At 70.9% G+C, this 25808-nt stretch carries 25 protein-coding genes; 11 read left to right on the top strand and 14 right to left on the bottom strand.

Annotated elements, in window-relative coordinates; all coding sequences use genetic code 11:
* Positions 1-24: 24 nt before the first annotated feature.
* On the top strand, positions 25-1047 hold the full coding sequence (gene holA / locus ACFQUV_RS11720) for a DNA polymerase III subunit delta (protein ID WP_129607847.1): 1023 nt from the start codon (positions 25-27) through the stop codon (positions 1045-1047).
* A gap of 159 nt (positions 1048-1206) precedes the next feature.
* Here the strand turns inward: holA and ACFQUV_RS11725 are convergent, their stop codons facing one another.
* Positions 1207-1662, bottom strand: a complete 456-nt coding sequence (locus ACFQUV_RS11725; RefSeq protein WP_111383315.1) for a cache domain-containing protein — start codon at positions 1660-1662, stop codon at positions 1207-1209.
* Between the two features lie 318 nt (positions 1663-1980).
* Between ACFQUV_RS11725 and ACFQUV_RS11730 the strand changes: the two genes are divergently transcribed.
* Positions 1981-3390 (top strand): methyl-accepting chemotaxis protein, encoded by a 1410-nt coding sequence (locus tag ACFQUV_RS11730; protein ID WP_129607846.1) that lies wholly within the window; start codon positions 1981-1983, stop codon positions 3388-3390.
* Between the two features lie 25 nt (positions 3391-3415).
* Here ACFQUV_RS11730 and ACFQUV_RS11735 read toward each other — a convergent pair whose 3' ends face one another.
* From ACFQUV_RS11735 to ACFQUV_RS11760, 6 genes are all read right to left on the bottom strand, one after another.
* Positions 3416-4333 (bottom strand): ParB/RepB/Spo0J family partition protein, encoded by a 918-nt coding sequence (locus ACFQUV_RS11735; protein WP_129607845.1) that lies wholly within the window; start codon positions 4331-4333, stop codon positions 3416-3418.
* Between the two features lie 69 nt (positions 4334-4402).
* A complete protein-coding gene (locus ACFQUV_RS11740; protein WP_129607844.1) occupies positions 4403-5266 on the bottom strand; it encodes a ParA family protein in 864 nt (287 codons plus the stop codon).
* 84 nt (positions 5267-5350) lie between these two features.
* Positions 5351-6019, bottom strand: a complete 669-nt coding sequence (gene rsmG, locus ACFQUV_RS11745) for a 16S rRNA (guanine(527)-N(7))-methyltransferase RsmG (protein ID WP_129607843.1) — start codon at positions 6017-6019, stop codon at positions 5351-5353.
* The gene (mnmG, locus tag ACFQUV_RS11750; RefSeq protein ID WP_378394869.1) at positions 6016-7893 is read right to left on the bottom strand and encodes a tRNA uridine-5-carboxymethylaminomethyl(34) synthesis enzyme MnmG; all 1878 of its coding nucleotides are present in this window, start codon (positions 7891-7893) and stop codon (positions 6016-6018) included. The genes rsmG and mnmG overlap by 4 nt, the downstream gene beginning before the upstream one ends.
* A 102-nt stretch (positions 7894-7995) precedes the next feature.
* Positions 7996-9327, bottom strand: a complete 1332-nt coding sequence (gene mnmE / locus ACFQUV_RS11755; protein ID WP_129607250.1) for a tRNA uridine-5-carboxymethylaminomethyl(34) synthesis GTPase MnmE — start codon at positions 9325-9327, stop codon at positions 7996-7998.
* 59 nt (positions 9328-9386) lie between these two features.
* Entirely contained in the window at positions 9387-9674 is a 288-nt protein-coding gene (locus ACFQUV_RS11760) for a hypothetical protein (protein WP_111383308.1), read from the bottom strand.
* A gap of 179 nt (positions 9675-9853) precedes the next feature.
* On the opposite strand from ACFQUV_RS11760, the gene ACFQUV_RS11765 reads away from it, so the two are divergent.
* The gene (locus tag ACFQUV_RS11765) at positions 9854-11971 is read left to right on the top strand and encodes a thioredoxin domain-containing protein (RefSeq protein ID WP_129607251.1); all 2118 of its coding nucleotides are present in this window, start codon (positions 9854-9856) and stop codon (positions 11969-11971) included.
* A 7-nt stretch (positions 11972-11978) separates the two neighbouring features.
* On the opposite strand, the gene ACFQUV_RS11770 is transcribed toward ACFQUV_RS11765, so the two are convergent.
* From ACFQUV_RS11770 to hemE, 4 genes are all read right to left on the bottom strand, one after another.
* Positions 11979-12509 carry a GNAT family N-acetyltransferase gene (locus ACFQUV_RS11770; RefSeq protein WP_129607252.1) on the bottom strand — a complete coding sequence of 177 codons (531 nt, stop codon included), beginning with the start codon at positions 12507-12509 and terminating at the stop codon, positions 11979-11981.
* A gap of 4 nt (positions 12510-12513) precedes the next feature.
* On the bottom strand, positions 12514-13779 hold the full coding sequence (rho, locus tag ACFQUV_RS11775) for a transcription termination factor Rho (RefSeq protein ID WP_111383305.1): 1266 nt from the start codon (positions 13777-13779) through the stop codon (positions 12514-12516).
* Between the two features lie 227 nt (positions 13780-14006).
* A complete protein-coding gene (locus ACFQUV_RS11780; RefSeq protein WP_129607253.1) occupies positions 14007-14474 on the bottom strand; it encodes a CopD family protein in 468 nt (155 codons plus the stop codon).
* A gap of 89 nt (positions 14475-14563) precedes the next feature.
* The gene (hemE, locus tag ACFQUV_RS11785) at positions 14564-15619 is read right to left on the bottom strand and encodes a uroporphyrinogen decarboxylase (RefSeq protein WP_111383303.1); all 1056 of its coding nucleotides are present in this window, start codon (positions 15617-15619) and stop codon (positions 14564-14566) included.
* A 494-nt stretch (positions 15620-16113) separates the two neighbouring features.
* Between hemE and ACFQUV_RS11790 the strand changes: the two genes are divergently transcribed.
* The 4 genes from ACFQUV_RS11790 to dnaQ are packed head-to-tail and all read left to right on the top strand — an operon-like array spanning position 16114 to position 18974.
* The gene (locus tag ACFQUV_RS11790; protein WP_129607254.1) at positions 16114-16953 is read left to right on the top strand and encodes a pyruvate, water dikinase regulatory protein; all 840 of its coding nucleotides are present in this window, start codon (positions 16114-16116) and stop codon (positions 16951-16953) included.
* A gap of 1 nt (position 16954) precedes the next feature.
* Positions 16955-17560, top strand: coding sequence for a Maf family protein (locus ACFQUV_RS11795; RefSeq protein ID WP_280176739.1), 606 nt, complete (start codon positions 16955-16957; stop codon positions 17558-17560).
* A 33-nt stretch (positions 17561-17593) separates the two neighbouring features.
* The gene (gene coaE, locus ACFQUV_RS11800) at positions 17594-18256 is read left to right on the top strand and encodes a dephospho-CoA kinase (RefSeq protein ID WP_129607255.1); all 663 of its coding nucleotides are present in this window, start codon (positions 17594-17596) and stop codon (positions 18254-18256) included.
* Positions 18249-18974, top strand: a complete 726-nt coding sequence (gene dnaQ / locus ACFQUV_RS11805) for a DNA polymerase III subunit epsilon (RefSeq protein ID WP_129607256.1) — start codon at positions 18249-18251, stop codon at positions 18972-18974. Before coaE ends, dnaQ begins: the two co-directional genes overlap by 8 nt.
* Before the next feature lie 111 nt (positions 18975-19085).
* Here the strand turns inward: dnaQ and secB are convergent, their stop codons facing one another.
* A complete protein-coding gene (secB, locus tag ACFQUV_RS11810; RefSeq protein ID WP_111383299.1) occupies positions 19086-19583 on the bottom strand; it encodes a protein-export chaperone SecB in 498 nt (165 codons plus the stop codon).
* A gap of 152 nt (positions 19584-19735) precedes the next feature.
* On the bottom strand, positions 19736-20260 hold the full coding sequence (locus ACFQUV_RS11815; RefSeq protein WP_129607257.1) for an FxsA family protein: 525 nt from the start codon (positions 20258-20260) through the stop codon (positions 19736-19738).
* 329 nt (positions 20261-20589) lie between these two features.
* On the opposite strand from ACFQUV_RS11815, the gene ACFQUV_RS11820 reads away from it, so the two are divergent.
* From ACFQUV_RS11820 to ACFQUV_RS11830, 3 genes are read left to right on the top strand one after another with little or no spacing between them, the layout of a single operon-like run.
* Positions 20590-21312, top strand: coding sequence for a Tim44/TimA family putative adaptor protein (locus tag ACFQUV_RS11820; RefSeq protein WP_129607258.1), 723 nt, complete (start codon positions 20590-20592; stop codon positions 21310-21312).
* A gap of 10 nt (positions 21313-21322) precedes the next feature.
* The gene (locus ACFQUV_RS11825; protein WP_129607259.1) at positions 21323-22714 is read left to right on the top strand and encodes a murein transglycosylase A; all 1392 of its coding nucleotides are present in this window, start codon (positions 21323-21325) and stop codon (positions 22712-22714) included.
* Between the two features lie 21 nt (positions 22715-22735).
* Positions 22736-23320: a Smr/MutS family protein gene (locus ACFQUV_RS11830; RefSeq protein ID WP_129607260.1), complete on the top strand. Its 585-nt coding sequence runs from the start codon at positions 22736-22738 to the stop codon at positions 23318-23320.
* Positions 23321-23350: 30 nt separating this feature from the next.
* On the opposite strand, the gene ACFQUV_RS11835 is transcribed toward ACFQUV_RS11830, so the two are convergent.
* Positions 23351-24307 (bottom strand): NAD(P)-dependent oxidoreductase, encoded by a 957-nt coding sequence (locus ACFQUV_RS11835; protein WP_129607261.1) that lies wholly within the window; start codon positions 24305-24307, stop codon positions 23351-23353.
* Positions 24308-24469: 162 nt separating this feature from the next.
* Here ACFQUV_RS11835 and ACFQUV_RS11840 point away from each other — a divergent pair, with 162 nt between their 5' ends.
* The gene (locus tag ACFQUV_RS11840; RefSeq protein WP_129607262.1) at positions 24470-25570 is read left to right on the top strand and encodes a glycosyltransferase; all 1101 of its coding nucleotides are present in this window, start codon (positions 24470-24472) and stop codon (positions 25568-25570) included.
* The last annotated feature ends 238 nt before the right edge of the window (positions 25571-25808 follow it).

A 25808-nucleotide genomic window follows, 5' to 3' on the forward strand; every position in this document is an offset into this window, starting at 1 on the left:
CACCCCAGCCAGGGAGGCTTCGTCATGGCGGCCCTCAAGGGCGCCGAGATCGACGCCTATGTGAGCCGGCCCGATCCGGCGCGACCGATCGCGCTGGTCTACGGCCCCGATGCGGGGCTGGTGCGCGAGCGCGTCGAGGCCCTGGTGCGCGCCTCGGTCGACGACCCGTCCGACCCCTTCGCGCTGGTGCGGCTCGACGGAGACGCGGTCGAGCCCGGCCGGCTCGCCGAGGAAGCCCATACGGTGCCGCTGTTCGGCGGCCGCCGCGCCGTGTGGATCAAGGCGGGGCGCAGCAATCTCGCGCCGGCCGTCGAGGCGCTGGTGGCCGACCCGCCGGCCGACTGCCGGGTGGTGGTCGAGGCCGGCGATCTCAAGAAGGATTCGGCACTCCGGCTCGTCTGCGAGCAGGCCCGCACCGCGGTCGCCCTGCCCTGCTATGTCGACGGCGACGCCGACCTCGCCCGGCTGATCGACCAGGAGATGCGGGCGGCCGGGCTCGCCATCGAGGCCGAGGCCCGCACCCTCCTGGTGTCGCTGATCGGCGGCGACCGCCAGGCGTCGCGTGGCGAGATCCGCAAGCTCGCGCTCTACGCCCACGGCACCGGCCGGGTGACGGCCGATGACGTGCTGGCGGTGATCGCCGACGCCTCGGCACTCGCCCTCGACGAGGTGGTGGACGCGGTGTTCGCCGGCAAGCCGCAGGGCTTCGACACCGCCTTCGCCCGAGCCCGGGCTGCCGGCACCCACCCGGACCGCATCGTCGGCGAGGCACTGCGCCATGTCGCCAGGCTCCACCGCGCCCGCGTCGCCATCGATGGCGGACGGGCGCCGGCGGACGCGATGCGCGAGGCGTTCCGCGGCCTGTTCTTCAAGCGCGAGGCGGTGGTGCGGGGGGCGCTCGCGGCGTGGACGACGCCGCGCCTCGCCCAGGCGCTGGCGGACCTGGCCGAGACCGCGGCGATGCTTCGGAAGCAGGGCGACCTGGCCGAGCCACTCGCCCACCGGGCGCTGCTGACGCTCGCCCTGAAGGCGCGGCAGAGACGGTGAGGCCGGGTCGGAACGCCCGATCGGAAGGCCGGCCGGCTCCCCTCCGGCGATCCGCCAGGAAGGAATGCGCCAGGATGAATGCGCCAAGACGAAGAAGTCCCGGGCCGTGGCGCGACCCGGGACCGGACCGTCGTGGCGGACGGCGATCTCTCCCTGCCGCTACTTGTAGTAGCCCACTCCGCAGGCTTGGCCGCCGACCTTGATCAGATAAGTCTCCTTCGGCACGGGATCGCTGCCGCCCGGCCGCGGAAACTTGTACTGCACGGTCGTCACCGTGCCCTCCTGCTGGGCCGCGAACAGCTTCTCGCCCAGCGGCGAGCCGTCCTTCTCCTTGAGATTGCGCACGTCGGAGCCGACCAGCGCCTTGTTGGGATGGGCCGTGAAGGCGCCGCCCTTGCTGTCGAAGCAGAACACGTAGAGGTCGCGGTCGCGGAAGCCACCGGCGGCATCGTTGAACTTGGCGAGCGCCGCGGCCTCGCCGTCCTTCAACGTGACGGCGGCCTTGTCGATCATGGCCTTGGCCTCGGCCGCGGTGCCGAACTCGGCGGCCGAAACGGCCGTGGGCAGCGCGACGGCGACCGCGATGGCGAGCGCGGAGACGAGTCGTCTCGTCATGAATTCCTCCCGAACACAATTGGATGTCGATGACAATCGAGGACGAGGCCGAGAGGCCGGCGCCGGATCACGGACGCCGGACTCCCGGCCCGGCCGAAGTACGGCCGCCGCGAGTATGAGTGTGGCCGGACCGGGCCGCAACCGGGTCGCGGGATCGATCGTGCGTCGGTTTGTCCGACGACGAAAGTACGAGACGGCACCAGCGCGTGAGGCCGCCTCCCCCACCGGCTGGTTAACCTGCTGGTAGGGCTGCTGCGCGAAGGTCAGGCCACAACCGACGATCGCGTTGGACGAAAGTTGCAATACTGGAGGAAAACGATGGCAGTGCCCCAGGCGGCGACCGGGGATGAGGTGGTTCGCACCATAGCCCGAACCGCGGGGGTCCTCTCGGTGGAGCTGGCGGATGTCGCCGGCAGCATCGCCGACGTGGATGCCCGGGCCCAGCAACTGACGAGCGAATGCCGCAACCTGTCGGAGGCGGCCACCGAGCTGACCGGATCGAACCGCAGGATCGGGGCCGCCGCCATCGCGGCCGATCAGACCATCGTGGCGGCGTGCCAGGAGATGGACTCCTCGGCCGACCAGGTGACGGCGTCGCTCGCCGAGATCAGCGCGCTGGCCTCCGCCACGGCCGGCTTCGAACGCAAGCTCGAGGGCCTGCGTGGCGCGCTCGAACGGGTCGCCAAGGCGGCGGGCGGCATCGACGCCATCGCGCGCCAGACCAATCTGCTCGCCCTCAACGCCGCCATCGAGGCGGCGCGCGCCGGCGCCGCCGGGCGCGGCTTCGCCGTGGTGGCGAGCGAGGTGAAGGAGCTGGCCAAGCAGACCTCCCAGGCGACCGCCGAGATCGCCGCCACGCTGGCGCTGCTCGATACCCAGACGCGCGGCCTGGTGGCCGAATCGGTGGAGACCGTCGGCCGGGCCGCCACCGTGCAGGCCGGCACCGCGGCGATCCGCCAGGTCATCGGCCATGTCGGCCCGGCGATGACGCGCATGCGCGGCGACATGCGGCTGATCGTCGACTCCAACACCGACATTCAGGCTCGCTGCGACGCCTTGCAGGCCGCCTTCGAGGCGATGGCGGACCATGTGGTGCGCTCCTCCGAGGAGCTGCGCGCCGCCGACCATCGGGTGCACGCGCTGCTCGGCCGGGCCGAGGAGCTGGCCGTGCTGACCGCGGGATCGGGAGTCGAGACCGACGACACGCCGTTCGTCGCCCTGGTGACCGCGGCCGCCGAGGAGATCGCGCGGCTGTTCGACCAGGCGCTTGCGGCCGGTGAGACCACGCTCACGGACCTGTTCGACGAGACCTATGTTGCGGTGCCGGGCAGCGACCCGCCGCAGGTGACGACGCGCTTCACCGCACTGTGCGACCGGCTGCTGCCACCCGTCCAGGAGCCGCTGCTCGCGCGCAATCCGGCAATCGCCTTCTGTGTCGCGGTCGACCGCAACGGCTACCTGCCGACCCACAACAAGAAGTTCTCGCTGCCGCAGCGGGCGGGCGAGACGGCGTGGAACACCGCGAACTGCCGTAACCGGCGCATCTTCAACGACCGCACCGGGCTCGCCGCCGGGCGCAATACCAAGCCGTTCCTGTTGCAGACCTACCGGCGCGACATGGGCGGCGGCAGCTTCGTGCTGATGAAGGACTGCTCGGCCCCGATCATGGTGCGGGGCCGCCACTGGGGCGGCTTCCGCATGGGCTACAAGGCCGGCCTGGCGGCATGAACGACGGCAGGAACGGGCGCGCCGCTCAGCCGGCTTCGAGCCGGCGCAGCACCTCGTCGAGCTGATCGAGATCGCGGTAGTGGACGTGGACGGTGCCGCCGTCGCCCTTGTGGTCGATCACCACGGTGAGGCCGAGCGCATCCGACAGGCGCTTCTCCACCGCGCGGGTGTCGGCGTCCTTCTGGGGCGCGGCGGAGCGCGGCTTCGGTCCGGGCCGCGGCCCGTCGCTGCGCTCGCGCACCAGCGCCTCGACCTGGCGGACATTGAGGCCGCGGGCCACGATGTCGCGGGCGAGCGACTCGGCATCGGGCTGGCCGACCAGCATGCGGGCATGACCGGCGGTGAGCTGGCCGGCCGTGATCATCGCCTTGACGCCGTCCGGCAGCTTGAGCAGGCGCAGCGTGTTGGCGACATGCGGCCGGCTCTTGCCGACCGTGCGGGCGACCTCGTCCTGGCCATAGCCGAAGCTGTCGAGCAGCGCCTGATAGCCGGCCGCCTCCTCCAGCGGATCGAGATCGGCGCGCTGGACGTTCTCGATGATGGCGATCTCCAGCGCCTGCGCGTCGGTGACGTCGATCACCACCACCGGCACCTCGTGCAGCGCGGCGCGCTGCGAGGCGCGCCAGCGCCGTTCGCCGGCGACGATCTCGTAGGCGTCGGTTTTGCCGGCGACGGAGCGCACCACGATCGGCTGGATCAGGCCGCGGGTGCGGATCGAGGCGGCGAGCTCGTCGAGCTCGGCCTCGGCGAAGCTGCGGCGGGGATTGCGCGGGTTGGGGCGGATGAACTCGATCGGCACTTTGCGGGCGCCGGAGCGCACCCGCTCGGCATCGCGGTCACGCTCGCGCGGCGCAGCCGGCGCGGCGGCCTGCGACGGCTCGACATCGCCGATCAGCGCGGCCAGTCCGCGTCCCAGTCGCGAGCGCGGGGCATCTTCGGCCATGGCGGTCTCCCGGATACTCGTCATACAAAGTATAAAAATGACGCTCGCAGCGCCCGCGGGACGTCGCGCTCAGCCGGCGGGCCGCTCGGCGAACGCCTTCTCGCGCTGGATCACCTCGGTGGCGAGCCGCAGATACGCCTCGCTGCCGGCGCAGCGCAGGTCGTAGACCAGCACCGGCTTGCCGTAGGACGGCGCCTCCGAGACGCGCACATTGCGCGGGATCACGGTCTCGTAGACCTTGTCGCCCAGGAAGGCGCGGACATCCGCCACCACCTGGCCCGACAGGTTGTTGCGGGCGTCGTACATGGTCAGCACGATGCCGTGGATCTCGAGCCCGGGATTGAGCGTCGCCTTGACCTGATCGACCGTCTTGAGCAGCTGCGACAGCCCCTCGAGGGCGAAGAACTCGCATTGCAACGGCACCACGATGGCATGCGCGGCCGCCATGGCGTTGATGGTGAGCAGGTTGAGCGACGGCGGGCAATCGATCAGCACATAGGTGAAGGGCGGCTCGCCCGGATCGCCGTTGAGCGCCGTGACGGCGTCGCGCAGCCGGTGGGCGCGATCGCGACGCTGGCCGATCTCCAGCTCGACGCCGGCGAGGTCGAGGGTCGAGGGCGCGATCCACAGATGCGGCACCGCGGTGGGCCGCACGATGTCGCGCAGCGCCGCCTCGGCGGAGAGCACGTCATAGGTGGAGACGTCCCGGCTCTTGTGGTCGATGCCGAGCCCCGTGGAGGCGTTGCCCTGCGGATCGAGATCGACCACCAGCACCTCCTCGCCGGTGGCGGCGAGCGCGGTGCCAAGATTGATGGCCGTGGTGGTCTTGCCGACGCCACCCTTCTGGTTGGCGATCGCCAGCACGCGCGGGCCGCGATGCGGCAGGGTGGCGGACGGGACGGCGACGTCCTCTCCGGTGAACGATTCAGACATCGCAATGGCTTTCACTGGACGAGAGCGGAGGACGCCGCAGGGCGCCGCACCGTCGCGGAACGAGTGGGCAATCCGGCCGATGGGTCATCGGGTGCGCGCCTCGAGGCCGTGAACGACGACGATCCGTCCCTCCGGGCTGGTCTTGCTCGGAACGAGATCCGCCTTTATTTTCCACGACTTGGATGCCTCGCTCAGTTCGGCCTCGACGTCCTGGCCCTTGGCCAGCAGGGCGCGGCCGCGCTTGGTTAAGAAAGGATAAACGTAGCCGAGCAGAACGGGAAGCGGCGCGAGGGCCCGCGCCGTGACGATGTCGGGGATCACCGCCCGGCGGCGGCCGAAATCCTCGATCCGTTCTGAATGAACCCGCACCGGCAGGGCGAGCGCGGTCGCCGCGTCCTGGAGGAACGCCGCCTTCTTGCGGGTGCTCTCGACCAGATGGACCACGGCGCCGGGCCGGTCGGCCAGGGCGCAGGCGAGCACCAGGCCGGGGAAGCCACCCCCGGAGCCGAGATCGACGATCGTCCTGGCCTCGTCGCCGATCAGCGGCAGCAGCTGGAGCGAATCGGCGACGTGGCGGGTCCACAGGGTCGGGATGGTGGACGCCGCCATCAGGTTCATCACCGCCTGCCGTTCCAGCAGCAGCGCCACGAAGCGATCCAGCCTCGCGGCTGTTTCACATGAAACAGGGGTGAGCGCCAGCGCCGCGGCGCGGTCCGCCGGATCGATCGCGGGCAGGGCGCGAGCGGGCTTCATGCGGCACCCGCGGTGTCGCGCCCCCGGCCCGGCCGGCGCAGATGGGCCGCCAGCAGCATCAGGGCCGCAGGCGTGAGCCCGTCGAGCCGTCCGGCTTGGCCGAGCGTCCGCGGCCGCGCCGCAGTGAGCTTCTGTCGCGCCTCGTTGGAGAGCCCCGGCACCGCCGCGTAGTCGAGATCCTCCGGCACCGTGATCCCCTCGTCACGCCGGAACGCCGCGATATCGGCGTGCTGACGATCGAGATAGACGGCGTACTTGGCGTCGATCTCGATCTGGGCCGCGATGGCGGGATCGAGCGCTCCCAGCTCAGGCCAGATGCGCGCGACGTCGGCGAGCCCGATGGTCGGATAGGCCAGGAGATCGAAGGCACTGCGCCGCTGGCCGTCGCGATTGAGGGCGAGGCCGTGGCGGGCCGCCTCGGTCGGGGTCACCGTCAGCGACCGGGCGAGCGAGCGGGCGGCGTCGAGCGCCGCCATCCGGGCGCGGTAAAGCCCGGCCCGCTCGGCGCCGACGCAGCCGATCTCGATCCCGCGGCCGGTGAGCCGCTGGTCGGCATTGTCGGCCCGCAGCGTCAGGCGGTACTCGGCCCGCGACGTGAACATCCGATAGGGCTCCGTCACCCCCCGGGTGACGAGATCGTCGATCATCACGCCCAGATAAGACTCGGCGCGGTCGAACACGACGGGCTCGCCGCCCCCGGCCCGCCCCGCGGCGTTGAGCCCGGCCACCAGCCCCTGCCCGGCCGCCTCCTCGTAGCCCGTGGTGCCGTTGATCTGCCCGGCCAGGAACAGCCCGCCGACACGGCGCGACTCGAGGCTCGGTCCCAGCTCCCGCGGGTCGACATGGTCGTACTCGATGGCGTAGCCGGGCCGCTCGATCACGGCCCGCTCCAGCCCGGGAATGCTGGCCACCACGGCGGCCTGGACGTCCTCAGGGAGCGAGGTCGAGATGCCGTTGGGATAGACCGTGTCGGTGTCGAGCCCCTCCGGCTCCAGGAAGATCTGGTGCCCGTCGCGATCGCCGAAGCGGACGATCTTGTCCTCGATCGACGGACAATAGCGCGGGCCGCGGCTGGCGATCTGTCCCGAATACATCGGCGAGCGGTGGACATTGGCGCGGATCACCGCATGGGTCGCCGCCACCGTGCGGGTGATGCCGCAGTCGACCTGCGGGGTGGTGATCCGGCCCGTCATCGGCGAGAACGGCTCGGGCGGGTCGTCGCCCGCCTGCCGCTCCACCGCGGCCCAGTCGATGGTGCGTCCGTCGAGCCGTGGCGGTGTTCCCGTCTTGAGGCGGGCGAGCTGGAGCCCGAGGCGTTCCAGCGTCGTCGACAGACCGAGCGCGGGAGCCTCGCCCACCCGCCCGGCCGGGATCTGGCGCTCGCCGATATGGATGAGGCCGCGGAGGAAGGTGCCGGTGGTGAGCACCACGGCGCCGGCCCCGAGCACCCGGCCGTCTTGCATCCGCACCGCCGTGACCCGGCCATCCGTGACGACGAGGTCGTCCGCCTCGCCCTCGACGACGGTGAGCCCGGCGGTGCAACGAATCGCCGCCTGCATGGCGGCCGCATAGAGCCTGCGGTCCGCCTGGCAGCGCGGCCCCCGCACCGCTGGCCCCTTACGGCGGTTCAGCACCCGAAACTGGATTCCCCCCTGGTCCGCGACCCGGCCCATGAGGCCGTCGAGGGCATCGATCTCGCGCACCAGATGGCCCTTGCCGAGCCCGCCGATCGCCGGGTTGCACGACATCGCCCCGATGGTGGCGAAGCGGTGCGTCACCAGGGCGGTGCGAGCGCCCATCCGGACGGCGGCCGCCGCCGCCTCGCAGCCCGCATGGCCGCCCCCGATGACGATCACGTCGTAACGCTGGTCCATGTGCGATGCCGGGGGTTTGGAGACCATGTTTCACATGAAACACCGCGCCCGGCGTGCGGCCGCCGCGGTCAGGTCGCCCACGGACGACCTCCGCTGCCTCTATCACTTGCCGATGCAGAAATCACGAAAGATGACATCGAGCACGTCCTCGACATCCACCCGCCCGACCAGGCGGCCCAGGGCCCGCCCGGCCAGCCGCAGCTCCTCGGCCACGATCTCCTCCGGGCCGCCCGCCCCGGCCGCCGCCCGGTCGAGTGCCGCCACCGTCTCCTCCAGCGCCGCCCGGTGCCGGGCCCGCGTCACCAGAGCCGGATCGCCGGCTCCGATGAGCGTCGCGGCGGCTTGCTCCAGCGCCTCCATCAGCGCCGCGATGCCCTCCCCGGTCCGCGCCGAGGTGAGGTGAGTGTCGGTACCGGCCCATCGGGTCCGCGTCGCCTCGTCCAACAGGTCGGCCTTGGTCACCACCCGCCACACCCGGCCGGCCAGCCCATCGGGTAGCACTGCCCCGTCCGGCTCGGCCCCGTCCTGAAGCCACAGCAGCAGATCGGCCGCGGCCGCCCGATCCCGCGCCCGCCGCACCCCCTCGCGCTCCACCGGATCGTCGGTCTCGCGCAGGCCCGCCGTGTCCACCAGCGTGACCGGCTGGCCGCCGAGATCGAGATGCACCTCGATGGCGTCTCTCGTGGTGCCCGGCAAGGCCGACACGATGGCCGCCTCGCGTCGCACCATCCTATTGAGCAAGCTCGATTTTCCGGCGTTTGGCGGGCCCGCCAGCGCGACCACCAGGCCGTCCCGCAGCCGCTCGCCGCGGCGGCCGTCGGCCAGCACCGCGACGATCTCGGCCCGCAGGGCCGCCGCCTCGGCCAGCGCCGGCCCGACCAACTCGCCCGGCACGTCCGCCTCGTCGGAGAAGTCGATCCCGGCCTCGATCAGCGCCTGAGCGCCGATCAGCCGCTGCCGCCACGCCTCGGCCTTGTCGCCCAGCAGCCCGCCGAGCTGCGCCAGCGCCTGCCGCCGCTGCGCCTCGGTGTCGGCACCGATGAGGTCGGCGAGCCCCTCCACCCGGGTGAGATCGAGGCGGCCATTGTCGAAGGCCCGCCGGGTGAACTCGCCCGCCTCGGCGGGCCGGCAACCCGGCACGCGGCCGAGCGCCGCCAGCACCGCCGCGATGACGGCCCGCCCGCCATGTACCTGGAACTCGACGGTGTCGTCGCCGGTCTCGCTCGCCGACCCCGGAAACCACAGCACCAGCGCCTGGTCGATCGGCTCACCCGTCGCCGGCTCGCGCAGCGTCGCCAGCGTGGCCCGCCGCGCCTCCGGCACCCGGCCGACGAGCCGCCGCACGGCCTCGCCGGCTTGTGGGCCGGACACCCGAACGACCGCGATGGCGGCCGGCGGCCGCCCCGACGAGAGAGCAAAAATAGTGTCAGCCATGCTGCCGACTGGACCGTCTCAGGAGAATGCCGGCCGGCCGCCGGCGACAGCCCACGCCCTCAGGGACCGTACTGGCACCCTGCCGCCGCATAGACGACGTGCACCACACCATACCGATCGGTGACGTCCCGCGGGCGGCACCGCGTCTGCCAGACGGCGCGCTCGTCGGCGCTGACCTTGCGCATCTCGACATAGTCGAGCTGGCCCGCCACGGCGACCGGACCACTGAGCCATTTGGACTGGCAGAACACGCTGCGCGAGCCCCATCCACAGCCGGTCGTGAAGGTCTGGGCCGCCGCCGGGCTCGCCAGCAGCAGCATCATGGCGCAGGTCGACAACAGTCGCATCGCTCACCTCGCTACCAGGACGCCCCTCACGATACACCCGGTCCCGAATCCTCCACCATTTACCCCTCATTAACCTCAACGTCGACCACCCCGTCATCGATCGGCTGTCCTGTCGCGCCCGGCACCCCTGTCGGTTTGGCCGGTTCTCCCTGATAATGGCCGAAACCCCCGGGAGACCCATGGACAGCCCCAGCCCTGCCGCGCCCTCACCCGCTAACCGCCTCGCCGGTGAGACGAGCCCCTATCTGCTTCAGCATGCCGCCAATCCGGTCGACTGGTGGCCCTGGGGGCCGGACGCCCTCGCCGAGGCCAGGCGGACCGGCCGGCCGATCCTGCTGTCGATCGGCTACGCGGCCTGCCACTGGTGCCATGTGATGGCGCACGAGAGCTTCGAGGACCGCGACACCGCGGCCGTGATGAACAGGCTGTTCGTGAACATCAAGGTCGACCGCGAGGAGCGCCCCGACATCGACCAGATCTACATGGCGGCGCTGCATCATCTCGGCCAACAGGGCGGCTGGCCGCTTACCATGTTCCTGACGCCGGAGGGCGAGCCGGTGTGGGGCGGCACCTACTTTCCCAAGACCTCGCGTTACGGCCGCCCGTCCTTCGTCGACGTGCTGGAGGAGGTCGCGCGCCTGTTCCGCGAGGAGCCCGATCGCATCACCCAGAACCGCGACGCCCTGATGGGCCGCCTCGCGGCCCGCGCCGAGGCCGCCGGCCCGGTGACCATCGGGGTCGCCGAGCTCGACCGCGTCGCCCAGCAGGTCGCCGGCCTGATCGACCTCACCCATGGCGGGCTCCGCGGCGCTCCCAAGTTCCCGCAGCCGGCCATGCTGGAGCTGCTGTGGCGGGCCGGCCAGCGCGCCGACCGCGCCACTCCCCAGCCGCCGAGCCCCAACCTCTATGTCGATCTCGTCGCCCACTCGCTCGAACGCCTGTGCGAGGGCGGCATCTACGATCATCTCGGCGGCGGCTTCGCCCGCTATTCCGTCGACGAGCGCTGGCTGGTGCCGCATTTCGAGAAGATGCTGTACGACAACGCCCAGCTCCTCGAGCTGCTGGCGCTCGCCCATGCCCGCACCGGCCACCCGCTGTTCCGCCGGCGTGCCGCCGAGACGGTGGCCTGGCTGGCCCGCGAGATGACCACCCCCGAGGGGGCCTTCTGTGCCTCTCTCGATGCCGATTCCGAAGGCCACGAGGGCAAGTTCTACGTCTGGACCCCGGACGAGATCGCGGCCGTGCTCGGTCCCGACGATGCCGACCTGTTCGCCCGTCATTACGACGTGACCCCGGGCGGCAATTTCGAGGGCCAGACGATCCTCAACCGCCTCGCCGCCCTCGACGAGCATGCGCGTGCCCGTACCGGATCAAGCCCATCGCTCCGGCCCGACGACCCCGATCTGGAGACCCACCTTGTTGCACTGCGCAACAAGCTGCTGGAGGCGCGCGCCGGTCGAATCCGCCCCGGCCTCGACGACAAGGTGCTGGCCGACTGGAACGGGCTGATGATCGCGGCCCTGGCGAATGCGGGAACGCTGCTCGGGGAGCCCGATTGGGTGGCCCGCGCCCGCCGCGCTTTCGACTTTGTTGCAACGCACATGACCCGCGGCGACCGTCTCGGTCACTCGTGGCGCGACGGCCGCCTGCTGATGCCCGGCCTGGCCAGCGACTTCGCCGCCATGGGGCGCGCCGCCGTGGCCCTGCACGAGGCCACGGGGGACCGGGATTTCATCGATAAAGCCTTGATTTGGCAGGCCGCTCTGGAGCGTCACCACGCCGACCCGACGACCGGGGGCTACTTTCTCACCGCCGACGATGCCGAGGGCCTGGTGATCCGTCCGGCCGCCACCCAGGACGACGCGACCCCCAATCCCCACGCCGTTGCGGCGCAAAATCTGATTCGCCTGGCGGTGCTCACCGGCGCCGACACCTGGCGCGAACGCGCCGACCGCCTGTTCGACGGGGTGCTGCCGATGGCGGCCAGCAATGTGTTCGGCCATCTCGGCCTGCTGAATGCCCTCGACCTGCGGCTGCGCGGTGTGGAGCTGGTCGTCAGCGGCCAGGCCGCGCACAATGCTGCGCTCATTGACGCGGTGCAGCACGTTCCGTTCACCGAGCGGACGGTCCTGTGGGCCCCACAGCCGGATCGGCTGCCGCCCGATCATCCGGCCCGCGGCCACGCCGCAGCGACGGCGGGCGCCGTCTTCGTGTGCACCGCCGGGCGCTGCTCGCGTCCGATCGACACCCCGGCAGCCCTGGCCGCCACCCTGGCGGCCCTCGGGCCAAGCGCCTGATCACGGGTCAGCCGATGCCCGCGGGCGACCGGATCCCGGGCGGAACGACCGGCAGCGCGGCGCGCAGATCGAGGCCGAGGGTCACCACCCCCGGCCGCGGCGCCCGTGAGCGCACCACCTGGAAGCCGCCCTTCCGGTAGACCTCGCGCGCCGCCCGGCAGCCGTCCCCGACCTCGACCATCATGCGGCGATAGCCCACCGCCAGCGCCGTGGCGATCAGCCCATCGAGCAGCACGCCGGCGATACTGAGCCCCCGGAACGCCTCCCGCACGAATAGCTGGTCGATCTCGCACACGCCGACCCGACGCCGGCGGAACGCCGCCACCCCGACCGGATCGGACCCCGCATGCGCGACCAGGATGCAGCCATGCGGCATCCGATAGCGACCCGGCAGCCGGGCGAGCGGCACCTGCGGCCCGCCCGTGCCCGCTCTGGGTCCCGCCCAGGCGGCGAAGTCGCGAATCAGCCCCTCCACCAGCGCCCGGTCCTGCGGCCAGCGTGCCTGTCCGACTGCCAGCCGCTGGGGAGGGTCGCGCATCGCCTCACGTGTTCATGGAGTCGAAGAATTCGCCGTTGTTCTTGGTATTGCGGAGCTTGTCGAGAAGGAAGTCGATCGCATCCATGGTGCCCATCGGGTTGAGGATGCGGCGCAGGACGTAGATCTTCTTGAGGGTCTGGTTCTCGGTGAGCAGCTCTTCCTTGCGGGTGCCCGAGCGGGTGATGTCGATCGCCGGGAAGGTCCGCTTGTCGGCCACCTTGCGGTCGAGAATGATCTCGGAGTTGCCGGTGCCCTTGAACTCCTCGAAGATCACCTCGTCCATGCGGCTGCCGGTCTCGATCAGCGCGGTCGCGATGATGGTGAGCGAGCCGCCCTCCTCGATGTTGCGGGCGGCGCCGAAGAACCGCTTCGGGCGCTGGAGCGCATTGGCGTCGACGCCGCCGGTCAGCACCTTGCCGGAGGACGGCACCACCGTGTTGTAGGCGCGACCGAGGCGGGTGATCGAGTCGAGCAGGATGACCACGTCACGGCCGTGCTCGACCAGCCGCTTGGCCTTCTCGATCACCATCTCGGCGACCTGCACGTGGCGCGCCGCCGGCTCGTCGAAGGTCGAGGAGATCACCTCGCCCTTCACCGAGCGCTGCATGTCGGTCACCTCCTCGGGCCGCTCGTCGATGAGCAGCACGATCAGGTAGCACTCCGGGTGATTGGCCGTGATGGCGTGGGCGATGTTCTGGAGCAGCACCGTCTTGCCGGTGCGCGGCGGCGACACGATCAAGGCGCGCTGGCCCTTGCCGATCGGCGCCACGATGTCGATCACCCGCGCCGACAGATCCTTCCGGGTCGGGTCCTCGACCTCCATCTTGAGCCGCTCGTCCGGATAGAGCGGCGTCAGGTTGTCGAAGTTGATCTTGTGGCGCGCCTTGTCGGGGTCTTCGAAATTGATCGTGTTGACCTTGAGCAGCGCGAAATAGCGCTCGCCTTCCTTGGGGCTGCGGATCTGCCCCTCGATGGTGTCGCCGGTGCGCAGGCCGAAGCGGCGGATCTGCGACGGCGACACGTAGATGTCGTCCGGCCCCGGCAGATAGTTGGCCTCCGGCGACCGCAGGAAGCCGAAGCCGTCTTGCAGCACCTCGACCACACCCTCGCCGATGATCTCCACGTCCTTCTGCGCGAGCTGCTTGAGGATCGCGAACATCAGCTCCTGCTTGCGCATCGTCGAGGCGTTTTCCACCTCGTGCTCGTCGGCGAAGGCCAGCAATTCGGTCGGAGTCTTGGACTTGAGGTCCTGAAGCTTCATTTCCCGCATGCGGGTAATCCTGTGTGTCGATGGAGGGCCGATCGACGCTGGAAGGGGAACTCACAGGTCTCAGGGCAAACGGGCTTGTCGCCTCTGGCCCCGATGCTGCGACTCGGCTCGTTGGAAGCCTCGTTCGACTGCATCTGCCTGCGTTCGGGGAGATGGGGCCAACATAGGTAAAGAGCGCCGACCACGCAAGAGCGAACCCTGCCCAAACCGTGGGCGCCCACTGCCGGTCAGAGCGGCTTGACCACCGCCAGCAGCACCGTTCCGACTGCCAGAATGCCGCCGATCACGCCGAGCGGAATATAAAATCGGGCGTAGCGCGGCGACCCTTGCGCCAGCCGCCGGATTTCCGCCGACAGCATGCCGTGCAGGCCCGACAGCACGATGACGAGCGCCAGCTTCGCATGAAACCAGCCGCTCGACCACCAACCGCCGTTCCACAGCAGCCAGCCGCCCACCCCCCAGGTCACCACCATGGCCGGGTTGACCAGATGACGCATCACCCGGTGCTCGATCTCGCCGAGCAGGTCGGCCGCCGGCCCAGAGGCGACCCGGATATGCCGGGCGAACAGCGGCGGCAGCACCAGCATGCCCCCCACCCAGCACGCCACCGCGACCAGATGGACGGCCCGCATCCACAGATAGGCCCCGACCGGCACCACGACGACGAGTCCGACCGCCAGGCCGAGCGGCGCCACGAGCCCCACCGCCGCCCGCAGGAGCCGACGTGCCGGCGAGGCGATCTCGCCCCGCCGATCGTCCGCCGGCGCGCCCCGCGGGTCTTCCGTCAACCGCCCCTGACCCGCGCCAGCATGCGCTCCACATTGGCGATCGGCGCCTCCGGCGTGATGCCGTGGCCGAGGTTGAAGATGAACGGGCCGTCGCGGAACGCCTCCATGACGGCGTCGACGCCGCGGTCGAGCGCGTCGCCGCCGGCGACCAGCAGCAGCGGGTCGAGATTGCCCTGCACGGCCACTCGGCTCTGGATTCGCTCGCGCGCGAAGGTGAGATCCATCGTCCAGTCGAGCCCCACGGCGTTCACCGGCACCTTGTCGATGAAACGCTCGAGCTGCGTTCCGGCTCCACGCGGGAAGGCGATGATCTTGGCGTCCGGCACCGCGGCCCGCACGCCGGCGACGATGCGCGCCGTCGGGGCGATCACCCACCGGTCGAACTCCGCCGGCGGCAGGATGCCGGCCCAGGTGTCGAACACCTGCACGGCGTCCACCCCCGCCCGGAACTGCTCGATCAGATAGGCGATCGAGGCATCGACCAGCCCGTCGATCAGCCGCTGCATGGTCTCCGGATCACGATACGCCAACGAGCGCGCCGGCCCCTGGTCCGAGGTCCCTTCCCCGGCCACCATGTAGGTCGCCACCGTCCACGGCGCCCCGCAGAAGCCGAGGAACGTCGTTTCCGCCGGCAGCCCGGCCCGGATCAGCCGCACCGCCTCGAACACCGCCGCGAGCTTCGCCTGGTCGAAGCTGCCGGAGAACCGGCCGACATTGTCCCGGTCGACCCGCGGCGCGAGGCGCGGCCCTTCGCCGGCCGCGAAGCTCACCGTCTGGCCGAGAGCGTGCGGCACCACCAGGATGTCGGAGAACAGGATCGCGGCATCGAAGCCGAACCGACGGATCGGCTGGAACGTAACCTCGGCGGCGAGCTTTGGATTGAAGCACAGGTCGAGGAAGCTGCCGGCCTGCTCGCGGGTGGCGCGGTACTCGGGGAGGTAGCGTCCGGCCTGACGCATCATCCAGACCGGCGGTGTTGCCTGACGCTTGCCGGCGAGGACGTCAAGGACCGCACGGGTGGGAGTGTTCGGAGAGACAGCAGGATTGTTCATCGGCTCTATCAAATCAAAAGATTAAGAGAATCTTCATTGTTGAGTCTATTGGGGGCGGGAAAAGACTCACGACTCCCCCGTCCACACCAGCCGCAACGTCATCCACAGCATGGTCCACCGTCCTGTGTGTCGAGCGATCCTGTCGACTGCACTGCGACCGCCTGTGCCGCAGCGGTTGGTGACCGCCCTGCTCGGCCCGCCTGATATCATTGCCGCTCTTCACAATGAAGGAGTATAAATCCTCGACTCGTCGTCCCGTCCTGTGAATTTGTGATCCGGGGTGCCGCGGGACCACCGGCCCGTCCCGCGGAGGCGGCGCCCGCGCGGTGTTCTCCCCAGCCGTCCACAGCTGTCCTCAGGGCGTGAAGCAGCGGGGTGTGACCCGGGAGGACCCGAGACCGGAGACATGATTCCGGCAGCACGATTTCGCCAGCACGATTTCGCCAGCACGATTTCGGCGGCACAATTCCGGGGGGCGCGATTCCGTGGGGCCGATGACGAAACCGACCAGCTTCTTCCACCTGCATCTCGTCTCCGACTCGACCGGCGAGACCCTCATCACGGTCGCCCGGGCCGCCACCGCGCAGTACACCCAGGTCTCGGCGGTCGAGCACGTCTATCCGGCGGTGCGCACCGCCAAGCAGCTCGATCATGTGCTGGCCGAGATCGAGCAGGAGCCCGGGGTGGTGCTCTACACCCTGCTCGACGAGACGTTGATCGAGAGGCTGGAAACCACCTGCCGTGATCTCGGCCTGCCCTGCCTGTCGATCCTCGGCCCGGTGCTGCGCCTGTTCGAATCCCATCTCGGCCACGAATCGACCCCCAAGGTCGGCGCCCAGCACGTCCTCAATGCCGAGTACTTCAAGCGGATCGACGCCCTCAACTACACCATGATGCACGACGACGGGCAGCTCGCCGACGATCTCGAGCGCGCCGACGTGGTGCTGGTCGGCGTCTCCCGCACGTCCAAGACCCCGACCTCGATCTATCTCGCCAACCGCGGCGTCAAGACCGCCAACATCCCGCTGGTTCCCGGCGTGCCGCCGCCGCCCGCCCTGGAGACCCTCCAGAAGCCTCTGGTGGTCGGCCTGTTCGCCAGCCCGGAGCGCATCGTGGCCATCCGCCAGAACCGTCTGCTCGGGCTCAAGGCCCACAACGAGGACGACCAGTACATCGACCGCGAGGCGGTGACCGAGGAGATCGTCTACTCGCGCCGCCTGTGTGCCCGCCGCGGCTGGCCGCTGATCGACGTCACGCGCCGCTCCATCGAGGAGACCGCCGCCGCCGTGTTGGCGCTGCTGGCCGAGCGGCGCCGTCAGCCGGAGGGCCACTGAAGTGCTCTGGCTCGCTCCGCAGCCCCTGGTGGTCGCCTCGCGCAGCGCCGCCCGTCGCGCCATGCTGGAGGCGTCCGGCATTCCGATCGAGCCGACCGAGGCCGACATCGACGAGCGCCAGGTCGAGGTTCGCGCCGGCCCGGTGTCGCCCGCTCAGGCGGCTCTCGTGCTGGCGCGCGAGAAGGCCCGGGTGGTGGCGGTGCAACGCTCCGGTTGTTACGTGGTCGGTGCCGACCAGACGCTGGCGCTCGGCGACCGGCGCTTCAACAAGCCGGCCGACCGGGATGCCGCCCGCGAGCAGCTCAAGGCCATGAGCGGCCGCACCCATGCGCTGCACTCGGCCGTCGCGGTCGCCAAGGACGGGCGGGTGATCTTCGGCCATGTCGAGACGGCGCAGCTCACCATGCGCCGCCTCACCGATCGCTTTCTCGATGCCTATCTGGACAGCGCCGGCGACGCCGTCACGGCGAGCGTCGGCGCCTATCAGCTCGAACGGCTCGGCATTCATCTGTTCGAGCGCATCGACGGCGATCACTTCACCATTCTGGGGCTGCCGCTACTGCCATTGCTCGGCTTCCTGCGCCGCGAAGGCTGCCTGGTCGGCTGAGCGGGCGCGCGGTGCGCCCGATGGAGATCAAGCATGCGGATCATCGGCCTCACCGGGTCGATCGGCATGGGCAAGTCGGTGACGGCACGGCTGTTCGCCGAGGCCGGCGTGCCGGTGCACGATGCCGATGCGGCCGTCCACCGTCTCTACGAGGGAGCCGCGGTGGCCCCGATCGCGGCGGCGTTTCCCGACGCCGTGGTGGACGGCAAGGTCGATCGCACCCGCCTGGGGCCGCTGGTGATGAACGATGCCGCCGCCCTCGCCCGGCTGGAGGCGATTGTGCATCCGCTGGTGCGGCGGGAGGAGGAGGCGTTTCTGGCGCGCGCCGCCGCGGACGGGGCGGCCGTCGCGGTGCTCGACATTCCTCTTCTGTTCGAGACCGGCGCCGACCGCCGCGTCGACTTCGTGGTGGTGGTGTCGGCCCCCGCCGCCGTGCAACGCGCCCGCGTGCTGCGCCGGCCCGGCATGACCGAGGAGAAGTTCGCCGCCATCCTGGCCAAGCAGATCCCGGACGCCGAGAAGCGCCGGCGCGCCGATTTTATCGTGGACAGCTCCGGCGGCTTCGATTCCGCCCGCACCCAGGTTCGTGCCATTCTCCGCGCCGTCGCGTGCCGGGAGCCGCGCCGCCCGTCCACGGCGGCGGACGGCTCGCCGCCCGGCGACAGCGGGAGCCCGGCCACGAGCCATGATGCGTGAGATCGTCTTCGACACCGAGACCACCGGCCTCGATCCCTATCAGGGTCACCGGCTGATCGAGATCGGTTGCATCGAGCTGCTCAACCGCATCCCGTCCGGCCAGACCTTCCACTACTATCTCAACCCGCAGCGCGATGTGCCCGCCGAAGCCTTCGCGGTGCACGGTCTGTCGGCCGAGTTCCTCGCCGACAAGCCGCTGTTCGCCGATGTGGCCGAGGCTTTCATCGCCTTCGTGGGCGACGCCCCGTTGGTCGCCCACAATGCGAGCTTCGATCTCGGCTTCATCAATGCGGAGTTGGAGCGCTGCGGCCTGCCGGTGATCCCGCGCGCCCGTCTCGTCGACACGCTGCTGCTCGCCCGCCGCAAGTATCCGGGCGGCCAGAACCGCCTCGACGATCTGTGCGCCCGCTTCCGCATCGACACGTCGCGGCGCGTCAAGCATGGCGCGCTGCTCGATGCCGAGCTTTTGGCCGAGGTCTATCTGGAGCTGATCGAGGCCCGCCAGGCGCAGCTCGGACTGGAGACCGCGAGCGCCTCGGTGGTGGTGGCGACATCGGGCCGGGCGCGGCCGCGACCGACGCCGCTCGCACCGCGGCTGTCCGCCGACGAGATCGCGGCTCACCGCGCCTTCGTCGACAGCCTCGGCGATCAGGCGATCTGGCGCGACTATCTGGCCGCGGCCGAGCCGGCGCCCGCCGCGGCCCGTTCGGCCGGCTGATCCCGTCATCCGGCCGCGCGCCGCCTGCACCCAACAGAAAAGGCCGGGCGTGTGGCCCGGCCTTCGTGTGTCTCGATCGCCCGGCGCGGGCCGGCCTGCGTCAGGCCTGCGTCAGGCCTGCGCGGACGGCTGCTGCGCCTGAAGATTGGCGATCCGCTGCTGGAACAGCGAGACGAAGTCGATCGGATCGAGCAGCAGGGGCGGGAAGCCGCCGTGGATCACGGCGTTCGCGACGATCTCGCGGGCGAACGGGAAGAGAAGCCGCGGGCACTCGATCATCAGCAACGGCGGCAGGTTGTCCTGCGGGATGTTCTGGAGACGGAACACGCCCGCATAGAGCAGGTCGAAGCCGAACAGCGTGTTGCCGTCGATCTCCGCCTTGCCGTCGAGCTTCAGCTCGACCTCGTAGTCGGTGTCCGACAGCGCGTTGGTGTTGACGTTGATCTGCACGCTGATGGTCGGCTGCTTGGGCGACTGCATCAGGCTGCGCGGCGCGTTCGGGTTCTCGAACGAGAAATCCTTGACGTACTGGGCGAGCACGTTGAGCGACGGCCCCGAGGGCTGCGCCTGGGCGGCTGCCGCGTCGCCCCCGTTGGTGGTCGTGGCCATGGGCTCTCCTCGAGCAGATCGGGCGCCCGTGCAAACCGGGCGTGTGCGATGCGAATTCGGTCCGTCCGGCGGCGGCCGGCGCGGCGTCGAGTGGCTAACACAGCCGCCGGGGACCGACAAGCGCACCCCCGCGGGGGCCGCCCCCCTGCTGCTCACCCGCCGGGCGGGCGTCCGGCGGGAGTGTGCTCGGCGGGTGGCCGGCGCCGGCGTCGCCGGGGCGGCGGGTCGGGCACGTCCTGCCACTCGTCGGGCGCGAGATCGACGATCGGTCCTCGCCCGGGATGCCGGCGGGCGAAGCCCGGTCCCGGCGCGCCGCGCGGCGACCCGGTCCCGAGCAGCGCGTCGAGCCGCTGGCGCACCGCCGGCACCAGCAGCAGGGCCGCCGCCGCGTCGGTGAGGAAGCCCGGGACGGCCAGCAGCACGGCCGCCAGTGCCGGGATGGCGGGGACCGGCCGATCGGGATCGCGGGCCACGGTACGGCCGGTGATGAGATCGCGGACCTCTTGCAGCCAGGACGGGCCGTGCCGGTGCAGCACCAGCACGCCGATTCCCGAGCCGGCGATCAGCAGGACGGTGGCGCCGCCGAGCCCGATCACCGCCGCCACCGCGACGAAAACCAGAAGCTCGGCCAGCGGCAGAAGGAGCAGACCAGGGAGCAGCCACTTGCCGATTTTCATTGATCTCGCATCCGGAAGCGGTCACAAATACCACGCTAGGCCCGTGCGCCCGACGTCGCGACGGCGTCTGTTCACCGCCCGTCCGAAGCGGTATCCAGCGGATGCCGGCTTCGTCCGGAGCAGACCAAATCCGGAGCAGATCCTATCCGGAGCACGGGTCCGACGCCGCAGCTTGGAGCCGCACCCCCCTGGACCGACGACACGACCATACCTAGATCATGTCAACCAGGGATCATGGCCACCACGGTGCCGGAACCCGCCTATCGACCCCGTGTTAGCCCGAAGCTGGCCATTCTGTTCCCATCAACGTCTGCGAGAGCGTGCGGGACGTGTTTGACATCTATACCATCATCTTCCTGGCGCTCGCGGTGTTCATTTTCCTGCGGCTGCGCAGCGTGCTCGGCCAGCGGACTGGCCGCGAGCGTCCGCCTTATGACCCGTTCTCCGGCCGCGACGGCGTGCGCGGCAGCGCCAATGCCAACGACAAGGTGGTGACCCTGCCGCCGCGCGGCGATGCCGCCGCCCGCCCCGCCGAGGTCGCGGCCGAGACGGCCGCCGCCGTCGGCGAGCGGCTGAAGGGCATCGCGGTGCCGGGATCGGCCGTCGCATCCGGACTCCAGGCCATCGCCGAGGCCGACAGCAGCTTCGATCCGCAGCACTTCCTGGCCGGTGCGCGGGCCGCCTACGAGATGATCGTCACCGCCTTCGCGGAAGGTGATCGCCGGTCGCTGCGCAACCTGCTCTCCAAGGAGGTGTTCGAGGGTTTCGACGCCGCCATCCGCGACCGCGAGAGCCGGGGCGAGACCGCCGAGACCAAGTTCGTGTCGATCGACACGGCCGAAATCTCGTCGGCCGAGCTGCGCGGCCGCATCGCCCAGGTCACCCTGCGTTTCGTCTCGCAGCTCATCTCGGTCACCCGCGACCGCACCGGCGCCGTCGTCGACGGCAGCGACGAGAAGGTCACCGAGGTGACCGACGTCTGGACCTTCGCCCGCGACGTGTCGTCCCGCGACCCCAACTGGAAGCTGGTCGCCACCGAGGCCGGCCACTAGCGTCGCCGCGATGTCGGCCGCCGCCCTGCCGCGACGGCGCACCGCCTCGGCGGTGGCGAGCCTGTTCGGCCTGGCGGTCGCCTTCACGGCGGGGCTGTGGGTCGGGATGAATGACGCCGAGGCGCGCCGGGGCGAGACGCCGCCCTTGCCGTTACCGCGACCCGCCCACTCGGCCGAGGTGCCGCTCCACTTCGACGACGCTCAGCTCGATCCGATCGACTGGACCGACCTGCCGGGCTGGGCCGAGGACGACCACGCGGCCGCCTTCGCGGCGTTCCGCATCAGCTGCGGCCCGATCGTGCGCGGCGATGCGGCGGCCGATCCGCGCGCGATCCGGCGCGCCCTGGTGCCTCCCTGCCGGCGGGCACTCGCCGCCCGGCTGCGCGGTGGCGACGCCGCCCGGCACTTCTTCGAGGATCACTTCCGGCCCCTGGCCATCACCCGGCTGGGCGAGAGTGCCGGCTTCCTGACCGGCTATTACGAGCCGATCGTCGACGGCTCCCGCTTCGCCAGCCCGACCTTCAAGGTGCCGCTCCACCGCCGGCCGCCGGACCTCGTCGCGCCCGGCCAGAAGCCCGGCCAACCCTTCCCCAACCGCGGCCAGGCGCTGCGCATCACACTCGACGGCGAGCGGGTGCCCTACTGGGACCGCGGCGAGATCGAGGACGGGGCGCTCGGCGGCCGCCATCTGGAGCTCGCCTGGCTCAAGGACCCGGCCGAGCTGCTCACCATCCAGATCCAGGGCTCGGCCCGGGTGCGGCTCGAAGACGGCACGCTGCTGCGGGTCAACTACGACGGCCACAACGGCTATCCCTACACGCCGGTCGGCCGGGTGCTGATCGAGCGCGGCCACATTCCCCGCGAGGAGATGTCGATGGCGCGCATCCGCGACTGGATGCTGGCCAATCCCGAGGAGGCGAACGACGTTCGCCGGCAGAACCGCTCCTATGTGTTCTTCCGCGTCACCGGGCTGAACGACGAGCGCGAGCCGGCCGGTGCTCAGGGGGTGCCGCTCACCGCCGGCCGCTCCATCGCGGTCGACCGCATCCACGTCTACGGCACGCCGTTCTTCATCTGGGCCGACCTGCCGATCACCGGGCCGCGCAGCGCGGACCCGTTCCGCCGCACCATGATCGCCCAGGACACCGGGTCGGCGATCGTCGGGCCGGCGCGGGCCGATCTCTATTTCGGTGCCGGCGACGAGGCCGGCCGCATCGCCGGCCGCATCCGCCAGGCGGGCCGTTTCGCCCTGCTGGTGCCGCGCGAGATCGATCCGGTGGCGGTCGGCGCCCGCATGCCGCTGCCGCTCGCCCGTCCGGCTCCGGAGCCCGAGAAGCCGGCGGTCAAGCGCCGCCCCGGCCGCGGCGAGCCGCGCGCCGTCCGCCGCCACCGCGGCCGTTGAGGCGGGCCGGGAGCATTCGCCATGATCCGCAGGCTGAACGAGGAGGAGCGCCGGCTGTGGGCCGGGGTGGTGCGCTCGGTGCGGCCCTTGCGTCCGGCCCAGGCGGCCGCGATGGCGTCGCTGTCGTCCGAGGCCGCCGGTCCGCCGGCGGCGGAGCCGCGGCCGACCGCGGGGTCGCGCAGCGCCGGCCCCCGGACCGCCGGGCCCGACACGCCGCCCTCGCCTCCGTCGCTCGCGCCGCTCGGCCGCCGCGACACCAAGCGGCTGACCCGCGGCCACACCGAGATCGATGCCCGCCTGGACCTGCACGGCATGACCCAGGCGGAGGCGCACGCGGCGCTGCGCCGCTTCGTGGCGGCCGCGCAGGCGCGCGGCGCCCGCTTCGTGCTGGTGATCACCGGCAAGGGGGGCGAGGGCGACGCCGGTCCGGGCCGCGAACATTCTCGCGGCGGCCATCTCCACCACCAGGGCCGCGGCATCCTGCGCCGGCAGGTGCCGCTGTGGCTCCAGCTCCCCGAGTTCCGCGCCTATGTGGTGGGCTTCGACGCCGCCGCCGGCCACGGCGGTGCCGGCGCCCTCTATGTGCGGATCAGGCGGCCGCGCTGACGCGGCGCCTGTCCGTGGACGGGCGGCCGGTCAGTGCTCCAGCCCGGTCGGCACCGCGACGTTCTCGGGCGCGAGCGTCATCCCGGACAGCAGCGCCATGGTTTCCATCAGCGCCGCGAAGTCCTTCTCCAGATAGGCGTCCGGATCGGATTTCAGCATGGCGGCGCCGAAATGGGCCTGGAGCATCTCGCGGGCCGCCGCCGTCACCGGCATCGGCACGTCCTGCTCGCGGCCGAGTTCCAGCCCGAGGTCGAGGTCCTTGCGCATCAGCTCGGGCGTGAACGTCGTGGTCCAGTCGAGATTGACCAGCGCCGGCGACTTGTAGGCCGTGAAGGTGGAGCCCATCACGCTGTTGTTGAGGAACGCCAGGAAGGCGTGGCGCGGCACCCCGAGCTTGTTCACCAGGAGGGTGATCTCGATCAGGTTCTCGATGACGACGCCGAGCAGCACGTTGTGGGCGATCTTGCAGACGCGGGCCAGCTCGCCGTCGCCCACATAGGAGACGCCGTGTGGCGCCACCACCCGGATCACATCCTCGACCTTGCGGAACGCCGCCTCGGGACCGGAGGCGACCGCCGACAGCTTGCCGGCCTTGATCACCTTGGCGTTGCCGGAGACCGGACAGGCGACGAAATCGGCGCCGCGATCGGCGAGCTTCGCCCGGATCGCGGCCGAGGCGTCGACCGCGATGGTGGAGCAGTCGACCAGCACGGACGGCACCGCGCTCCCGGTGACGGCGCCGTTCGGACCGAAATAGACCTCCTCGAGGTCCTTGCCGGTCGACACGATCGAGAACAACACGTCGACGCCGCCGAGATCGCTGGGCCGGTCGACCACCTTGCCGCCCAGCTTGGCGAGCGGCTCCGCCTTGGACCGCGTCCGGTTCCAGATCGAGACGTCGTGGCCGGACTTCACCAGCCGCTCGGCCATGGCGTAGCCCATCCGACCCATGCCGATCCAGCCGACCCTGAGCGTGTTGTTGGCCATCCTGATGGTCTCCTCGGATTCGGTTTTTCGTCGTTGGGGGGAGTGTGTTGGGGGGAGTGTGCGGTGGGAGAGGTTGGGGAAGGAAGGCGCTTGCGGTATCACAGCCGTCCCGGCGCCGAAACGCAAGCGCTCCATCACCCCAGCATCACCGCCGATCCTGCCATGGCCGACATCGTCATCGCCGACACCACGCGCCGCTACGACGGGCGTCACCTGGAGACGCATCCGCTCGGCGGCACCGAATCGTCGGTGATCCGGCTCGCCCGCGAGCTGGTGCGCCGCCGCCACGCCGTCACCGTCTACAGCAACTGCGACGCCCCCGTCGAAGACCACGGCGTGCAGTGGCGACCCATCACGGGCGCCCGCCCGGAGACCTGCGACCTCTACGTCGCCTGCCAGCATCCGCGGCTCCTGCGCTTCGTGCGGCGGCCGCGGCGGCGCGCCATCTGGGTGCTGTGGCAGCCGAACCACCTCAAGCACTACAAGCAGATCGGCCGGGTGTGGTGGTATCGGCCGGTGCCGGTGCTCCAGAGCCTGCACCAGGTCCACATCTACTCGCCGTTCCTGCCGCGGCGCGATCCGCACATCCTGATCCCGCTCGGGCTGCCCGAGGACGTGCGCGGCCAGGCCCCGCTTGCGGCGCCGCCGCCGCGGCGTGCCATCTTCGCCTCCAATCCGCAGCGCAACCTCAAGCGTCTCGTCGAGATCTGGGCCGAGAAGGTGCTGCCGCGGGTGCCCGACGCGGTGCTCGACGTCTACGGCGTGCACGAGATGCCGGCGGACGCCGACTTCTGGGCCGCCTGGGGCGGCTCGCTGCTGCCCGCCGGCCAGCCCGATCATGTCCGCGCCTCGGTGCGGATGCACCCGACGGCGACCCGCACCGGCCTGATCGAGGCGATGCGGGGCTCGCGGGTGATGCTCTATCTCGGCCACAAGGTCGAGGCGTTCTGCCTGGCGGTGGCCGAGGCGCAGGCGCTCGGCGTGCCGGCCGTGGTGGCGCCGGTGGCGGCGGTGCCGGAGCGGGTGCTGGACGGCATCACCGGCTTTCACGAGGCCGATCCCGACCGCTTCGCCGAGCGGGCGGTGGCGCTGCTCACGGACGACGCGCTGTGGCGGCGTCAGCACGAGGCGGCGCTGCGCCACCAGCAGGGGATCTCGTGGTCGGAGTATGCCGGGCGGTTCGAGGCGGCCCTGCTGGCCGATCGGTTCCCGATCAACCGCTCGGTGCTGGCGGTGCCGCCGGAGGCTGACGGGGACCAGTGATGTTGTTCCGGAGGATCAGTTGGCCGTCGTTCCGGGGCGCGGCGAAGCCGCGAACCCGGAATCCAGCGGCAATCATCGAAGTCTCGGTTGGATTCCTGTATCTTTCGGCTGTCACTGGCATAGTGGCGGGCTGACGGGGACCGCTCGTTGGATTCCCGGCCCTGTGTGGCCGCTATTCCGGCTCGGGCGTCTCCGTTCCGCTCGTCGATCGAACAGTCGCACGGGTGCCGGCCCGCCC

Origin of the sequence: Rhodoplanes sp. P11, assembly GCF_964266735.1 — a bacterium.
GTDB classification, from domain to species: domain Bacteria; phylum Pseudomonadota; class Alphaproteobacteria; order Rhizobiales; family Xanthobacteraceae; genus Rhodoplanes; species Rhodoplanes serenus.

What these genes read in the sequence shown, in the direction of transcription:
- ACFQUV_RS11735 (WP_129607845.1), bottom strand. Translation starts at nt 4,333, where the DNA reads ATGGCCGAAGATGCCCCGCGCTCGCGACTGGGACGCGGACTGGCCGCG.
- holA (WP_129607847.1), top strand. Translation starts at nt 25, where the DNA reads ATGGCGGCCCTCAAGGGCGCCGAGATCGACGCCTATGTGAGCCGGCCC.
- rho (WP_111383305.1), bottom strand. Translation starts at nt 13,779, where the DNA reads ATGCGGGAAATGAAGCTTCAGGACCTCAAGTCCAAGACTCCGACCGAA.
- ACFQUV_RS11840 (WP_129607262.1), top strand. Translation starts at nt 24,470, where the DNA reads ATGGCCGACATCGTCATCGCCGACACCACGCGCCGCTACGACGGGCGT.
- mnmG (WP_378394869.1), bottom strand. Translation starts at nt 7,893, where the DNA reads ATGGACCAGCGTTACGACGTGATCGTCATCGGGGGCGGCCATGCGGGC.
- ACFQUV_RS11765 (WP_129607251.1), top strand. Translation starts at nt 9,854, where the DNA reads ATGGACAGCCCCAGCCCTGCCGCGCCCTCACCCGCTAACCGCCTCGCC.
- ACFQUV_RS11730 (WP_129607846.1), top strand. Translation starts at nt 1,981, where the DNA reads ATGGCAGTGCCCCAGGCGGCGACCGGGGATGAGGTGGTTCGCACCATA.
- ACFQUV_RS11830 (WP_129607260.1), top strand. Translation starts at nt 22,736, where the DNA reads ATGATCCGCAGGCTGAACGAGGAGGAGCGCCGGCTGTGGGCCGGGGTG.
- ACFQUV_RS11825 (WP_129607259.1), top strand. Translation starts at nt 21,323, where the DNA reads ATGTCGGCCGCCGCCCTGCCGCGACGGCGCACCGCCTCGGCGGTGGCG.
- rsmG (WP_129607843.1), bottom strand. Translation starts at nt 6,019, where the DNA reads ATGAAGCCCGCTCGCGCCCTGCCCGCGATCGATCCGGCGGACCGCGCC.
- dnaQ (WP_129607256.1), top strand. Translation starts at nt 18,249, where the DNA reads ATGCGTGAGATCGTCTTCGACACCGAGACCACCGGCCTCGATCCCTAT.
- ACFQUV_RS11770 (WP_129607252.1), bottom strand. Translation starts at nt 12,509, where the DNA reads ATGCGCGACCCTCCCCAGCGGCTGGCAGTCGGACAGGCACGCTGGCCG.
- secB (WP_111383299.1), bottom strand. Translation starts at nt 19,583, where the DNA reads ATGGCCACGACCACCAACGGGGGCGACGCGGCAGCCGCCCAGGCGCAG.
- ACFQUV_RS11725 (WP_111383315.1), bottom strand. Translation starts at nt 1,662, where the DNA reads ATGACGAGACGACTCGTCTCCGCGCTCGCCATCGCGGTCGCCGTCGCG.
- ACFQUV_RS11760 (WP_111383308.1), bottom strand. Translation starts at nt 9,674, where the DNA reads ATGCGACTGTTGTCGACCTGCGCCATGATGCTGCTGCTGGCGAGCCCG.
- ACFQUV_RS11815 (WP_129607257.1), bottom strand. Translation starts at nt 20,260, where the DNA reads ATGAAAATCGGCAAGTGGCTGCTCCCTGGTCTGCTCCTTCTGCCGCTG.
- coaE (WP_129607255.1), top strand. Translation starts at nt 17,594, where the DNA reads ATGCGGATCATCGGCCTCACCGGGTCGATCGGCATGGGCAAGTCGGTG.
- hemE (WP_111383303.1), bottom strand. Translation starts at nt 15,619, where the DNA reads ATGAACAATCCTGCTGTCTCTCCGAACACTCCCACCCGTGCGGTCCTT.
- mnmE (WP_129607250.1), bottom strand. Translation starts at nt 9,327, where the DNA reads ATGGCTGACACTATTTTTGCTCTCTCGTCGGGGCGGCCGCCGGCCGCC.
- ACFQUV_RS11835 (WP_129607261.1), bottom strand. Translation starts at nt 24,307, where the DNA reads ATGGCCAACAACACGCTCAGGGTCGGCTGGATCGGCATGGGTCGGATG.
- ACFQUV_RS11740 (WP_129607844.1), bottom strand. Translation starts at nt 5,266, where the DNA reads ATGTCTGAATCGTTCACCGGAGAGGACGTCGCCGTCCCGTCCGCCACC.
- ACFQUV_RS11790 (WP_129607254.1), top strand. Translation starts at nt 16,114, where the DNA reads ATGACGAAACCGACCAGCTTCTTCCACCTGCATCTCGTCTCCGACTCG.